11 protein-coding genes are annotated in these 13,926 nt (G+C 67.0%); 7 read left to right on the forward strand and 4 right to left on the reverse strand.

Going from position 1 to position 13,926, the window contains the following annotated elements:
• Nucleotides 1-191: 191 nt before the first annotated feature.
• Nucleotides 192-824 carry an SOS response-associated peptidase family protein gene (locus tag NTCA1_RS18970; RefSeq protein WP_159831442.1) on the forward strand — a complete coding sequence of 211 codons (633 nt, stop codon included), beginning with the start codon at nucleotides 192-194 and terminating at the stop codon, nucleotides 822-824.
• A gap of 187 nt (nucleotides 825-1,011) precedes the next feature.
• Nucleotides 1,012-1,662 carry a hypothetical protein gene (locus NTCA1_RS18975; RefSeq protein ID WP_159831443.1) on the forward strand — a complete coding sequence of 217 codons (651 nt, stop codon included), beginning with the start codon at nucleotides 1,012-1,014 and terminating at the stop codon, nucleotides 1,660-1,662.
• A 122-nt stretch (nucleotides 1,663-1,784) separates the two neighbouring features.
• Here NTCA1_RS18975 and NTCA1_RS18980 read toward each other — a convergent pair whose 3' ends face one another.
• From NTCA1_RS18980 to NTCA1_RS18990, 3 genes are read right to left on the reverse strand one after another with little or no spacing between them, the layout of a single operon-like run.
• Nucleotides 1,785-5,045: an error-prone DNA polymerase gene (locus tag NTCA1_RS18980; RefSeq protein WP_159831444.1), complete on the reverse strand. Its 3,261-nt coding sequence runs from the start codon at nucleotides 5,043-5,045 to the stop codon at nucleotides 1,785-1,787.
• Entirely contained in the window at nucleotides 5,045-6,904 is a 1,860-nt protein-coding gene (locus NTCA1_RS18985) for a DUF6504 family protein (RefSeq protein WP_159831445.1), read from the reverse strand. Before NTCA1_RS18985 ends, NTCA1_RS18980 begins: the two co-directional genes overlap by 1 nt.
• Nucleotides 6,822-7,616 (reverse strand): ImuA family protein, encoded by a 795-nt coding sequence (locus NTCA1_RS18990; protein WP_236549457.1) that lies wholly within the window; start codon nucleotides 7,614-7,616, stop codon nucleotides 6,822-6,824. The genes NTCA1_RS18985 and NTCA1_RS18990 overlap by 83 nt, the downstream gene beginning before the upstream one ends.
• A 264-nt stretch (nucleotides 7,617-7,880) precedes the next feature.
• On the opposite strand from NTCA1_RS18990, the gene NTCA1_RS18995 reads away from it, so the two are divergent.
• The 4 genes from NTCA1_RS18995 to NTCA1_RS19010 all read left to right on the forward strand — a co-directional run bounded on the left by NTCA1_RS18995 (nucleotide 7,881) and on the right by NTCA1_RS19010 (nucleotide 10,882).
• On the forward strand, nucleotides 7,881-8,570 hold the full coding sequence (locus tag NTCA1_RS18995) for a heavy metal-binding domain-containing protein (RefSeq protein ID WP_159831446.1): 690 nt from the start codon (nucleotides 7,881-7,883) through the stop codon (nucleotides 8,568-8,570).
• Nucleotides 8,571-8,874: 304 nt separating this feature from the next.
• The gene (locus NTCA1_RS19000) at nucleotides 8,875-9,120 is read left to right on the forward strand and encodes a hypothetical protein (protein WP_159831447.1); all 246 of its coding nucleotides are present in this window, start codon (nucleotides 8,875-8,877) and stop codon (nucleotides 9,118-9,120) included.
• 304 nt (nucleotides 9,121-9,424) lie between these two features.
• Nucleotides 9,425-10,552 (forward strand): DUF4062 domain-containing protein, encoded by a 1,128-nt coding sequence (locus NTCA1_RS19005; RefSeq protein ID WP_159831448.1) that lies wholly within the window; start codon nucleotides 9,425-9,427, stop codon nucleotides 10,550-10,552.
• A gap of 27 nt (nucleotides 10,553-10,579) precedes the next feature.
• Nucleotides 10,580-10,882 (forward strand): hypothetical protein, encoded by a 303-nt coding sequence (locus NTCA1_RS19010; RefSeq protein WP_159831449.1) that lies wholly within the window; start codon nucleotides 10,580-10,582, stop codon nucleotides 10,880-10,882.
• A 21-nt stretch (nucleotides 10,883-10,903) separates the two neighbouring features.
• Here the strand turns inward: NTCA1_RS19010 and NTCA1_RS19015 are convergent, their stop codons facing one another.
• The gene (locus tag NTCA1_RS19015; RefSeq protein WP_159831450.1) at nucleotides 10,904-12,523 is read right to left on the reverse strand and encodes a DNA-directed RNA polymerase subunit alpha C-terminal domain-containing protein; all 1,620 of its coding nucleotides are present in this window, start codon (nucleotides 12,521-12,523) and stop codon (nucleotides 10,904-10,906) included.
• 655 nt (nucleotides 12,524-13,178) lie between these two features.
• Here NTCA1_RS19015 and NTCA1_RS19020 point away from each other — a divergent pair.
• Nucleotides 13,179-13,926 (forward strand): ArdC-like ssDNA-binding domain-containing protein (locus tag NTCA1_RS19020; protein ID WP_159831451.1); only part of this gene is annotated, 748 nt, incomplete at its 3' end.

Raw genomic sequence — 13,926 nt, forward strand, 5'->3', positions numbered from 1 at the left:
CCCGCCCAGACGGGATAATGAGAGCGTATTCACGAATTGCCTTGTAGCGCTTTTTCAAGAGCAAAGGGCCGCTCCATTTGAACGTGCCCGGTGCAAGGGGACCTGTGCCATTAATGGATCAGCAACAATGTTTTGGCGCGCTCATGGACTTGCATCATGATGCGTATCGCGGAGAGCGGGAGAATAGTCGGATGTGCAACCGGGCGAGAATGCGAGGCGAGCCGGAAACCCTGTTCGGGTCAGTGGCCGAGCTGTTTACAGAACGCCCTCGTGACAACCGGTTCGATCCGCAGGAACTGTGGCCCAAGGGCAGGGCGTATGTCATCCGCGAGGAGGGCGGGCGGCGGGGCTGGGATATCATGTCCTGGGACGTGCTGGGAGGAAAGGGCGCCTGGCCGATGACGAATGTTCGCCGCCTCGCGGAGCCCCAGTGGCGGCGTCTCGCCGAGCGTCCGGAAAATCGCTGCCTCGTGCCGCTTACAGAATTCTGCGAGTTTACCCCGGACAAGCATGATCTTGGCGACGGCAAGCCGGCGCTGAAGGGAGAGATGTGGTTCGGCGTGACCGATCAGCCGACTTTCGCGGTGGCCGGGTTCTGGCAAACGACCGCGGTTGGCGACGCTTTCGCGATGGTGACCTGCAATGCCAACGAACTGGTGGCGCCGATCCACCCCAAGGCGATGGTTACGATCCTCGAGCCCGAGGCCGTGACCGCCTGGCTCCAGGGGAGCTACGAGGAAATCGCGGCGCTGCAGCGGCCTTACGATGCCGCGAAAATGTCGGTGAGGGGACCGGTATTTCCGACCCGGAGGCAGGAAGCCTGATCGAAAAGGTACTGCGATGCCGAGTTGGCGATGCGGCGGACCATGCGGCGCGCGCAGCGAGCTGCGGGGCAGGCTCGGGGACTTGCATTGCAGTAATTCTTTTTACTATCAGCAAATTACGTAAATTGTTGAACGGATACGGAGCCGAATTTTGAACCGATATGTATTGCTCGCCCTCGGAAGCGCTTTGCTGCTGAGCGGATGCTCCGATCCGAAGAAGGCCAGCAAGGGCAATTTCCAGGCGGCGATCGGTCACTGGATCGAGAAGAACCCGCCCTGCCTCCGGGTCCCGGAGGGAACGATCAAGCCGGCCAAGGACAGTGACGCGGAATATCCCCGCTATGTCGATGCTTCGCCGCTTACCGCCAAGTTTGCGATCGAGAGCCGCGAGCGGGCCGAAGCGCCCTTTGCCGCGCTCGTCGATGCCGGGCTGATGACGGTGCGCGATGCGCGGATCTCGATCAAGGCAGGCATCTTCGACAACACCGAGAAGGAAGTCCCGGTCCACGCCTACGAGCTCTCCGCCGAAGGCAAGAAGGCAATCGCCAAGACCCAGGATGCCTCAGGGCTCAAGTCGATGTCGCAGCGCTTCTGCTATGGAACACCGACGGTGGACGAGGTCGTCCAGTTTACCGAACCGGCAGAGATGATGGGCGTGAAGCTCTCGCAGGTGTCCTATCGTCATCACCTCAAGGACCTTCCGGCCTGGACGGAGAATGCCAAGCTGCGCGCTGCCTATCCGCAGCTCGAACGCGACACTGCCAAGAGCCTCGACGGCAAGGCCGCGGTCGTGCTGACCAACGAGGGTTGGGTCCACGAAAAGGAAAGCGGCCTCTGACGAGGCGGTTTGGCATGTTCCCCTCGTCTGGCCTTCGGGCGGGGGGCATGCCGTTTCCGAGGCAGGGCCAGTCCGCCGGGAGGCTGGGAGCAGCCGATAGCGGGGATGCGCCGCTGCTGTGCTCAGTGAAAGTCGTGGCTGCGGATGGGCACGAGGTCGTCCGCAGGGGGCGCCGTCTTGTAGGGCGGCGACGCGAGCGTGCTGCCTGCCGGAAACTTAGGGTCGCGGGGATCCGGACCGCCGCCGTGGGTGGCGCCGTCGCCGCGCCCCGGCGGCACCGAGAAACGGCTGCGCGCGATCGAACGCAGCATGGCATCGTGATCGATGATCCGGTCGCAGATGACGTGGATGATCTCGCCTTCCTTCTGCACGCGTCCGCGCATCGCGATCATCGAGGCGGACATGATCTGCCGGCGATAGATCTCGAACTTGTTGGGCCAGAGGATGCCGTTCGCAATCCCGGTCTCGTCCTCGATCGTCACGAAGAGCACGCCCTTGGCGGAGCCCGGCCGCTGGCGCACCAGGATCACCCCTGCGACCTCGATGTTGCGCCCATCGCGGATCGAGGAAAGATCGGCGCAGCGCACGATGCCCATTGCATCAAGCTCGGCGCGCAGGAATTCCAGCGGATGGCCGCGTAGCGACAGCTGGAGCGAGCGGTAGTCCTCGACCACCTCGCGGCCGGCGCTCATCGGCCGCAAGGCAACCTCCGGTTCCAGGCCTTCCGGCGAGAAGCGCGCCTCGCGCGCGTCGGCTGCCGCGAACAGGGGAAGCGGCGCCTCGCCGAGGCCCTTCACCTTCCACAGTCCCTGGCGGCGGTCCTCGGCCAGGCAGGAAAAGGCATCGGCCTGCGCCAGCCTTTCGATCGCGGCGCGCGGCACCCCGGCTCGGCGCCAGGCTTCCTCGACGCTTGCGAAAGGAGAGGGGCCTCTTGCCGCGGCGATCGCCGCGCCGTGGACATTGGCCAGCCCGTGCACTTGCCGGAAGCCGAGGCGAACCGCGAGATAGCGGCCTGGCGCAGGCTCGAGCGTGCAGTCCCAGTGGCTGTGGTTGATCGAGACGGGACGAACCTCGACGCCGTGGGCGCGTGCGTCGCGCACGATCTGGGCCGGGGCATAGAAGCCCATCGGCTGGGCGTTGAGCAGCGCCGCGCAGAACACGTCGGGGTGATGGTGCTTCATCCAGCAGCTCGCGTAGGCGATCTTGGCGAAGGAGGCGGCGTGGCTTTCGGGAAAACCGTAGGAGCCGAAACCCTCGATCTGCTTGAAGGTGCGTTCGGCGAAGTCCCTGGGATAGCCGCGCGAAACCATGCCGTTCACCAGCTTGTCGTAGAAATGGCTGACCCCGCCGGTGAGCTTGAAAGTCGCCATCGCACGCCGCAACTGGTCGGCTTCCGCCGGCGTGAACCCGGCGCCGACGATCGCGACCCGCATCGCCTGTTCCTGGAATAGCGGCACGCCCAGCGTCTTCCTGAGCACCGCCTCCAGTTCCGGTTTGGGATACTCGGGCGTCTCCTTGCCTTCGCGGCGCCGCAGGTAGGGATGGACCATGTCGCCCTGGATCGGCCCGGGACGCACGATCGCGACCTCGATCACGAGATCGTAGAATTCCCTCGGCTTGATGCGCGGCAGCATCGACATCTGTGCGCGGCTCTCGATCTGGAAGACGCCGAGCGTGTCGGCCTTCTGGATCATCGCATAGACGCCCGGATCATCGTCCTGCAGGTCGGCCATCGTCTTCGTGACGCCCTTGTGCGCCTCGAGCAGGTTGAAGGCGCGGTTCATGCAGCCCAGCATCCCGAGCCCGAGCACGTCGACCTTCATGAACTTCAGGGCATCGATGTCGTCCTTGTCCCACTCGATGATCTGGCGGTCCTCCATGCGCGCGGGCTCGATCGGCACGAGGTCGTCGAGGCGCTCCTGCGTCAGCACGAAACCACCCGGATGCTGCGAGAGGTGGCGCGGCGTACCGATCAGCCGGCGCGAGAGATCGAGCGTGAGGCGCAGGCGGTGGTCGCCCGCATTGAGGCCCAGGCTCTCGATCTGCGCATCGGTGATCCCTTCCATCGACCAGCCCCAGACGAGACCCGTCAGCATCCTGGTGAGATCGCGCGGCAAGCCGAGCGCCTTGCCGACTTCGGCGACCGCGCCGCGGGTGCGGTAGCGGGTGACGACGGCGGTCAGCGCCGAGCGGTGGCGGCCATAGGTCTCGTAGATCCACTGGATGATTTCCTCGCGGCGCTCATGCTCGAAATCGACATCGATATCGGGCGGCTCCTTGCGCTCGCCCGAGACGAAGCGCTCGAACAGCAGCTCGTGCCTGATCGGGTCGATCGAGGTGATGCCGAGCATGAAGCATACGCAGCTGTTGGCGGCCGAGCCGCGTCCCTGGCACAGGATGCCGCGCCGCCGGCTCTCCGCGACGATCGCGTTGACGGTAAGGAAATACGGGGCGTAGCCGAGCCGCTCGATCAGCCCGAGCTCATGATCGATCTGCCTGGCGTAGGCCTGCGGGAGCCCTGCGGGGAACATGCGTGCGGCCGCATCACGGGTCAGCGCAGCCAGCGCCTGCTGGGCGCTGCGCCCGGCCATCACTTCCTCATAGGGGTACTGGTAGCGGATCTCCCCGAGGTCGAACCGGCACTGTGCCGCGATATCGGCGCTGGCCTGGATTGCATCCGGAAACGCCGCGAAGCGCCGCTCCATTTCTTCGGGCGATTTGAGGTTGCGGTCCATGAACCGCTCGCGCCGGAAACCCAGCGCATCGATCGTCGTCTTCTCTCGGATCGCGGTCATCACGTCCTGCAGCGGGCGCAGTTCGGGCGCATGGTAAAGCACGTCGCCGGTCGCGACGCAGCGCACCCCGGCGGCGCGCGCCAGGCCGGCGAGACCGTGGAGGCGCGCCTGGTCGCCCGGCCGGCGCCGCAGCGCGAGCGCGCAGTAGCCGTCGGCTGCGAAAACGGATCGCAGCTCGGCGAGGTGCCCGGCCGTCTCGGCGTTCGGCATGTCCGGAAGCAGGATGGCGACGAGGTCCTCGGCGTGCTCGGCCAGATCGCTCCATTCTAGGATGCAGCGGCCCTTGCCCCCGCGCGCCTTGCCCCGCGACAGCAGCCGGGTGAGGCGCGACCAGGCGGCGCGGTCCTTCGGGTAGAGCAGTAGCGCGCGGCCGCACGCGAGATCGAGGCGCGATCCCGCGATCATGCGTACGCCGGTGGTCTTCTGGCCTTCCCAGCCGCGCACCACCCCGGCGAGCGTGCCGCGATCCGCCAGGCCCAGCGCGGTGTGCCCGAGCGCAGCAGCCTCGGCGAACAGCTCCTCGGGCGAGGAGGCGCCGCGCAGGAACGAAAAGTGGCTCGTCACCTGGAGCTCGACATAGGTCGCCATCAGCCGAACACCCCGTGGAGATACCAGGTGAGATCGCCGGTCGGCGCATCGACGCCGTCGCCGCGCCGGAACACCCAGAAACGCTCGCCCCCGTCTGTCTCGACGATGAAGTAGTCGCGAACCGCCGAGAGCTCGCGCTCGCTGCGCCACCATTCGCCGTGGATCCGCTCGGGACCTTCGCCCGCGGCAACCCGATAGGACTTGCCGCGCCAGGTGAACCGGCGCGGGGGGTGGTCGGGCAGCAGGGCCACCACGCCCGAGAGCTGCTCGGGCCGGGGCAGCAGGCGGATAGGTCGCCGCCAGCCCGGCCACCGGGCGGGCCTCGCCAGCGGATCGGTCCGCCTGGCGGCGCGTTCGGGAACATCGCTCTCGATCGCGGTGATCCGGAACAGCGCGTCCTCGCCGACCCGGCCCGCGAGCTGATCGACGAGCGGGGCGATGTCCGGCGCCTGCGGTTCGCCTGCGAGCCCGTTGCGGGTCATCTCGGGCTGCAGGATTTCGGTGCGCGGCGCGGCGAGTTCCATCGCCTCGATACCGAGCCCGGGATCGATGCGCTCGACCCGCATTGCCAGCATGCGCGCGAGATGCTTCGCGTCCCGGGTGGCGCGCGCGGTGCCGATCGCGATGCGCTGATCGATGCCGTCGACGCGGCGGCAGGTCAGCACCGCGCTGCGCAGCCCGAGGCGGCGCCCCTCGAGATCGCGCACGAGATCGCCGAGCAGATCGCCCGCCACCTGGTTGATGGCTTCGGCGGTTGTGATCGGCTCGAGCAGCCGCCGCTCGGCGCGCGGCGTCTCGAAAGGGACGATCGGCACGATCGGTTCCGCGACGAGCCCGCAGGCCTGATCGAGACGTTCGACGGCCTTGAGGCCGAGGCGTTTGGCGAGCGGCCCGCGCGGCATCGGATAGAGATCGGCGATCCGCTCGAGCCCGAAACGGCTTGCCGCGTTCAGCACCTCGTCCGGCAGCCGCAAGGCGGCCAGCGGCAGGTTCGCGATGGCCTGTGCTTCGTCGCCGGGGGGCAGGATGGTTATCGCCGCGCCCGCAAAGCGGGCGAGGGCGTGGGCCGCGCCGGGACTAGCGGCAATGGCAATCCGGGCGGTGAAGCCCAGCCGCTCCAGGAAGCGCAGGGCGCGCCGGCAGAAGCGTGCTTCACCCCCGAAAAGATGGGTAGTGCCGGTGAGGTCGAGCCAGAGACCGTCCGGCGCGCAGACGCTTGCCGTCGGAGTCCAGTGCCGGACTGCATGAAGCGCGAGGCGATCCAGCCAGGCCTGATCGCCTTCGCGGTCTGCCTCGCGGACCTCGAGATCGCTGACAAGCGCGCGGGCCTGGGCCGCGGCCATGGCGGGATGGAGGCCGAGTTCGCGTGCCAGTGGGCAGGCTGCGGTAACCACTTCGCGCTGGCCGCTGCGCTCGATCAGGACCGTCGGCCGCTGCCACAGGCTGGTGATGTGCTTTTGCGGGGCCGAGACCGGGGATCGGCCGGCTCGCGAAGGGCCGTCGTCCGGGCGCATCGCCCGGAACGGATGATCGGCAGGCTCGCTCCGCCGGCCCATCTCGCGCATGGTCGGGCGCTGATGCGCGGGCAGCGCATCGATGGCGGCCTGCTTCGCTGCGGGTGCTGGCACGGCGCCTTGCGCCCAGCGCGCGCCCGGCCGCCAGCCGCCGCCGCGCGGCACCGAGCAGGGGCCGGGGTCGTCGTCGATCGGCGGGGCGCCTCGCAGCGCCGGGCGCAATCCGGATGCATCCGTCTGATGCCGCGCGGGCGCGCGCGTCTCAGGCGGCGCGGGCGGCAGCTCGGCCCGGCGCAGCCGCTCGATCGGCAGGTGCGGCAGGTAGAGCGAGGCGACCCTGGTCATCGCAGGCCTCGACAAGAAGGGAGAAGGGATTGCCGCCGCGCTGGCGGACAAGTTCGATCTGCCAACGTCCACGACCGACGCCGGAATGGGCGAGAGGGCGGGACGGCGCTGCGGCAATGCTCCAGCGCGTCATGGCGGCCGAGGGCTGGGCAAGCGGATCCCGCCCGCGGGTACGGTGCCGGTGGTAGAGCAGCATCGGGGTCCCGCTGTCGCCGGCGGCAAGCTGCAGGCGCCGTGTCGCGGTCTGGTCGGCCATTTTGACTTCGGCGATCACGCAGGCCAGCGATCCGTCGCGCAGGCCGTCCTCGGCCATGGCCAGGACATCGGTGTCCTTTGCCCCTTGCGCATAGAGCACTTTATCCGGGCCGAGCCCGACCTGCTCGAGCCCCGGCGCATAGAGATCGAAGCGCGACAGCGTCCAGAGCACGGTCATCCCGGGCTCTGCTGCAAAGCGCGCGGCGATGCCGGCGGTGAACAGCGTGGCTGCGGCATCGTCGCTCCAGGCCGCGCTGGCGCCCGCGATTTCGTGGAGGGCGCCGCTGCTCAGGCCTCGGTCGGCGAGGGCGCCGTCGATCTCGTGTACCCCGAACGGCAGGGCCGGGCCGCGCGCGGTCTGCGCTGCGGCGACTTGCGCGCGCAGCGCGGCGAGCGCGTCGGCAGGCAAGAGGGATGAAAGGGCGGTGGTCAGGAGCATCGGATCAGGGTGACTCATTTGTTCGCTCTATGTTCTGTTTGTTTATCAGCGGCGTCAAGACGGCTGACGGGATGTTCCCGGGTCGTTGCCCGCTAACCAGCGGGCTGAAAACGATAAAGAATTTGCGCGGGTCCGGTATGCTCAGAAGTGCCCATTTGGTGGGGCCGATGACACTTGGTGGCTTGAAGCAGCGGGATCTGCGTGACGTTGATTTTCCAGATGAGGCTTTAACCGCCCGGTCACGGCGAGAGGGTTAGGGTCGGGTCCAGCAAGGGGAAAAATATGAACGATACGTGCTCGAACTGCGATGCCGAGATCTCCGATGGCGGCTTCCTGAAAACGCCAAATCGCCGGTACAGTGCGCGGCAGGTCTCCTTCGTGAACTTCGTGACCGATGCCAGTTATCCCGATCTCTGCGAGAAATGCGGTGATGCCGAGTATCGCGGTGCGGTCATCGGCACCAAGGCGCAGCGCGAGGAGTGCCGGCAATACGTCCAGGATCACATCGTCGACTTCCCGATGATGACGATCTCACAGGTTCCTCCAGGGGCCCGCTGCCGGATCAAGTCGATGGTGACGGCAAACGTGACCGTCGGCACCGGATTTTTCAACGAACTCAGCCAGGGATTTTCCGACATGTTCGGCGCCACCAACGTTGCGACCGGCATGGCCTTCAAGGTGAACTCGGGTGAAGCGACCGCGCGGTCGGTCCTGGTGGAAAAGGCAATCGCCATGGGCGCCAATTGCGTGATCGGCGTCGATATCGACTACGGCACCACGAACAACAATGCAGCCACGGTCAACATGCAGGGCACCGCTGTCGTCATCGAAAACCTTGAGAATATTTTGAGCGACGATGTGCTCGAGCGCTTTCGGGTTTTCGAGGAAAAGCGCGGCCGCGTTCAGGAAATCAGCCGCTGGCTGGCAGGGGACTTCGAAGGCGTCGCGGTTCCCGATGTCGAGACGGTCTGACGGGGCTCTTCGCGGCGATTATCGGATCTCTCCCGCGGCCGTGCGGCTTCGCGATTCAGGCCGGCGTGAGTCGAGGAGGGCGCGCTTCCGCAGGAGGATGCCGATGCCGGCGTGTGCGGCACCAATCCACGAGTCGCGCACCGACTCGGCCTGTGCGGAAGGCTGTTGGTATTCTGTTGATAAAGGGGCGGGCGGGTGCGTTTTTACTGGAGCCGGGACTCGCGCCTCGTTAAGCGGATCCGGCGCGCTTCGAGGGGGATCGACCTTCTCGAGGATGCCATTTCGAACATCGACGGAGCACATCATGACTGGGGCCCAACTGGCCGCGGCCCGCAGGAATCGCGGCCTCACTGAAGCGGAACTCGGCAAGGCCATCGGTTATCGCGATCCCGCCCGCGCGGTCCGCCGCCTCGAAGCCTCGGGCGCGGTCAACTCGCGCGCGCTGACCATGATCAAGGTCGTTTTCGGCACCGTCGATCAGAACAACGCCCGCGAGCGCGGGCATCGGCGGCGCGCGGTAAATCCCGACCAGCTCTCGTTCGCATTCTGAGCGGGCCGGGGACACCGTATGATCTCTCGGGTCTGCTGCGCCGCGGCTGACCTGGGATCGAACACCGGCTCCCGGACCCGACGGCCCGGCCCGCGCAGCGAGGGCGGTCTGGCGATGACTGGCGCTATGGGTGCGGGAGGCGGCTGCGCCGGTTCGCGGTATGCCTGGCGAGCCGCGGGATCATGCCGCCCTCCGCCGAGCGCAGAGGCCTGGGCTCATCGGCCGTTGAAGATTGATCGCGATTTCCGCGAGATGGTTGCCATTCGCCCGTGGACAATCGGCGGCTCGCCCCTAATCTGGCCTTATGCGGATTTTCATCAGCTCGCTCATTTCCGGCTTCGAGCCCCAGCGGGCGGCTGCCCGCCGCGCGGTGTCTACCTTGCGCCACGAGCCGGTCATGGCAGAGGACTTCGGCGCTCAGCCGCACTCGCCGCAGATCGCCTGTCTTCAGGGCCTGCGCGGATCGGACATGGTCGTTCTGATTCTCGGCGAGGGTTACGGCTTCGTGCCTCCCGGATCGCCCCTGTCCGCAACGCACCAGGAATACCGCGAGGCGCGGGAGACCAGACCGGTCCTCGCGTTCGTGCAGGAGGGTATTGCGCCCGGGCCTGAACAAGCGGCCTTCATTGCCGAAGTCCAGGCCTGGGAGGGCGGCCTGTTCCGCGGCAGCTTCATGGGACCAGAGGATCTCCAGGACAACATTACCCGCGCGCTCCATGACGTCACGCTTGCGAATGCCACGGCGCCTGTCGATGAGCAGGAAATGACCGCGCGCGCTGCCGCCATGCTGCCGGCGGAGAACCGGCATCAGGCATCGCCGGGTTCGCTCGACCTCGTTGTCGTCGGCGGGCCGCGCCAGCGGATCCTGCGGCCTGCCGAACTTGAAGCGCCCGGTCTTGCCGAGCATCTGGAGCAATCCGCGCTCTATGGAACGAGCAGGCTGTTCGATCGGACGCTCGGTACCGTCAGCCGGCTGGACGGTTCCGACCTCGTCGTCTCGCAGGATCGCGGCGCCGCCATCCGCGTCACGGAACAGGGGGCCGTCGCTTTGCGGCTGCCGCTGGACGCGCCGCCAAGCAGCGGGCGGAACCTCGACCTGATGAGCGGCATGGTGATCGTCGAGGAGGCCGTGCAGGAGCGGCTGGGCACGGCGCTGGGCTTTGCGGCAAGCGTCATCGAGCGCATCGATCCGACCCAGCGTCTGACGCATCTTGTCGTCGTGGTCCGCCTGACCGGCGTCGAACATCGCGGATGGCGCACGCGCGCGCAGCATGCCTCGAACCCCAATTCCCTCGTCATGGGCCACGGCGGCGTGAGTGACCGGCCGCCGATAGTCCTTCCGGTTCGCCGGGCGGCCCTCGGCCTGGATCGCGGTGCGCTCATCGAGGATATCGTGGTTCCGCTCAGGCGCCTGTTCCCGTCGGTAGACTGAGGCTGAACCTATGGAGGAGAAGTTCCCGTGAATGGACCCACCAAACGCGAGTATGATGCGCTGCGCACCCTTTCCGGCGGTCTGGTGGAGAGCCGGGGCGGCCTCCACCCCGCCGGGGAAGGCAAGATCAAGTCGATGCTGGCCGCAGGCTGGATCGAGGAGGTTCCCGAAGGCGCGGTGGGACGGCAGCTAGGCTACCGTATCACCGAGGCGGGCGAGGCGGTACTCAAGGCCGGCTGCGCGCCGAAGCCGCCGCGCAGGCCCAGCAGGTTGCAGGCGATGCCGCCGCGAATCGGTGCAATGCCGCCGCGGATCCGGCCGCTCCGCTGAATGCCTGGGTAGCCTTGTCGGCTACCCGAATCTATTGACTCCGGTGGTTCCGGTGGCGGCCGGTGTATCGGCGGCGGGCGGCGGGGGCAGCACCGCGCGCAGGTCCGTCACGAATTCGCGGACCGCGAACTGCAGGTCCTGTGGCAGGTCCTTGATGACTTCCGTTATTGCAATCTCGGTGCAGGTCAGGAACTGGCCGATCCTGTGGATCAGCGGCGAGGTTGTCGAGTAGTCGGATGCGACCGCGCCGGAGACGATTATGCCGGCGAGCGACAGCGAACCGGTAACCAGGTTCCTGGTAGTTCGCTTGATCCAGCCTCCGGCCTTTTCGCCCTGGAAGGTGCCGCGCTCGGCGGCGCCTTCGAGATCTTCGAGCAGCGCGGCGGTCTCCGGCGTGACCAGCCGTTGCTCCTTCGCCGCATTGATCACTTCGAAGGTGGGTTTGAGGTCGGCGGCCTTGACGAGGAACCGGCCGGCTTCCTCGTCGGCTTCGCGCGCGCTGGGGAACATCCTCAACCAGGGAGCCAGCGTGCGAACCACATCTTTCAGCGAGCGCTGCACTTCCGGATCGAGCGGCAGGGCGTAGGATACCGCGCCGGCCGAGATCTGCTCGTCGAGTTCGACGAACGAGCCGAGTTCGAGCGCGTTGGGATAGAGAAGTCCCAGAACGTCGGGGATGTCTTCGGTCGGATTTTCGAGAAGCGTTGTGAGCGTAGCGGCGGCCCTGCCGAGCCCGGTCCAGCCGGGCTGGTTGTCGAGGCGGGCGGTAAACCCGGCCAGCGTGCGCGCCTTCTCGAGCAGGGCGGTCTGCATCTGGCCGGTCATCGGTTTCAGCGCCGCGATTCGGTCGCCATCTTCGGCGGCGGTGACCATCGTCAGATGGTCGCCTTCCGGTTCGAACGTCGCGCCGCCCCGGGCCTGTTTGAGCTGCGCGAGCAGGGCAGCCCTCTCGGCTTTCGCCGACGCCGCCGACTTGGTTTCCTCGTCGTCGACGTAGATCGGCCTCCAGATGCCGACGTCCATCCCGAGACGCAGGCGGCGGGCGCGTAGCGCATCCTTGACATCGGCGAGCGAGTGGCGGCCGAAGCCCGATATGCGCAGCAGGTCGGCTTCGCCGCGCTGAACGAGATCGCCGATGAGGGTGATACCGTTTCTTTCCAGAACACCATAGGTGCGGCCGGGGAGCTCGAGAGACCCGATCGGCTGAAACAGCTCGGACGCAATCAGCGACTGCGGATCGATCGGCAGGCCGTTGTCCTGGATGATACGCAGCCCGATCCTGCTTAACGCCGAGGTGTTGCGCTTTGGCTCTGCTTCGTAAAGCCGGACCACGGTCTGCAGCGGAAATTCGCCCCGGGCAAGATCGGGCGATTTTTCCACGACTTCCAGAGATCCCAGTTGCGCAAGCAACTTCAGCTCGCGGTGCAGTCGTGGATACTCAGGGGCGCTGCGAAGTTGCGGCGACAACACCAGGATGCACAGGCCGCGAATGCGTGCCATGGCCTGGCCGACCGCGAGAATGTCGATCACAGCGAGGTCGAATTGGCCGTCGAGAGTCTCGAGGGCATCCGCGAGATCTTTGGCGAACCTCAGGTCTGCCGGGTGAGCAAGGATGAGTGCGGAGCGGCCTTCAATACGCATGGTGCTTGGCTAGTTGGGGCAGCGGCGGGACGCAAGGCTTGGACAGGCCACTGTGGAGATATCACAAGGCTTTAGGCGTGCGGGGGCCTGAAGCGTTTCTTCCGAGGAGGTGCGCGGTTTCCAGGGGCGCTTCTTATCCGTCGGAAGCCGGAGTCCATTCGGCATGACGTGAGGAGCGGTTACCGGTCTCGCTCATGATCCGTGCCAAACGGCGTTCGGTCGGTTCCGATCGGGCGTCAGGACTTCTCGAGGGATCTTTCGGCGCCCCGCGTCTGCCGACGCGGCCCCGCTCTACCTCCGCTTGCGCTCCGGCCGAGCCACCTGCGGCGTCTCGTCGGCATAGCCGTTACGATCGCTGGCGCAGGGGTCGGCGGGGCATGCCCCGCCTCGATGTGGACGCGCGCCGGCTGCGCCCGCGCGCGGCACCATTTGTGAGCCTCTCCCGATGAAAGTCGGGGTGTGGGCTCGACAACCGTCTGGGCCCGCCATCGGCCCCTGCAAGCCGCTCCTTCGTCGCGGCTCCTCCACTCCCGTTCCAGCCTTTCAGGTGCAGGCGCCGCTTGCCGCGGGCCCTGTCGGTCGTCCGGGCCGCCCACCCCCCGCCTTTCCGGGGGAGGCCCATGGTGGGTTTTTTGGGCAGTGCAGGAGGTGAGACATGCGCAGCAATCGCAAGGTCCCGCAATGCGCGAGGCCGCAAGATCAGGTTCGTGGAGCCGTTGGTTCCGACCGGCAGAGGGACGGCGGCAACGCCGATCCGGGGCGGGTCGGGGTTCGGGATCGCGGGCTTTCGCAGGGTGTGGATAACCCTGACCATAACCGCCGCCATAACCCTGAGGGTAACCTTGGGGGTAATTCCGGAGGCAGTCCTTCGGCAGGCAGGCAGGACACCCGCAAGAAGGAGGCGCGGGTCTCGCTTTACGACGAGGTCACGGCCCGGATCATTGCCGAACTGGAAGCAGGGCGCATCCCGTGGGTCCAGCCGTGGAGCAGCGCGGCTTGCGGCGGGGCGGGGGGAGCCGGGGCGGTTCCATGCCTGCCGCGCAATGCCCTGACCTCCCGCAGCTACTCAGGCATCAATATCCTGCTGCTCTGGGCTTCGGCGCTGGCCGCAGGCTGGGCGCGTCCCGGCTGGCTCACGTTTCGCCAAGCCATCGCGGCGGGCGGCAATGTGCGCAAGGGCGAGCACGGAACGCAGGTCGTCTATGCCGACCGCTTCACGCCCGAGACCGAGAAGCAGCGGGCGCGGGAGAGCGGCGGCGAGGCGCGGTCGGTTGCTTTCCTGAAGCGATTCACCGTCTTCAACGTCGCGCAGTGCGAGGGTTTGCCGGACGATATCCTGCCGCAGCCGGTCGCCTTGCCCGAGCGCGAGATCGTGCCGGTGGCCGAGGCGCTCATTGCCGCAA

The organism is Novosphingobium sp. TCA1, assembly GCF_009811895.1.
GTDB classification, from domain to species: domain Bacteria; phylum Pseudomonadota; class Alphaproteobacteria; order Sphingomonadales; family Sphingomonadaceae; genus Novosphingobium; species Novosphingobium panipatense_A.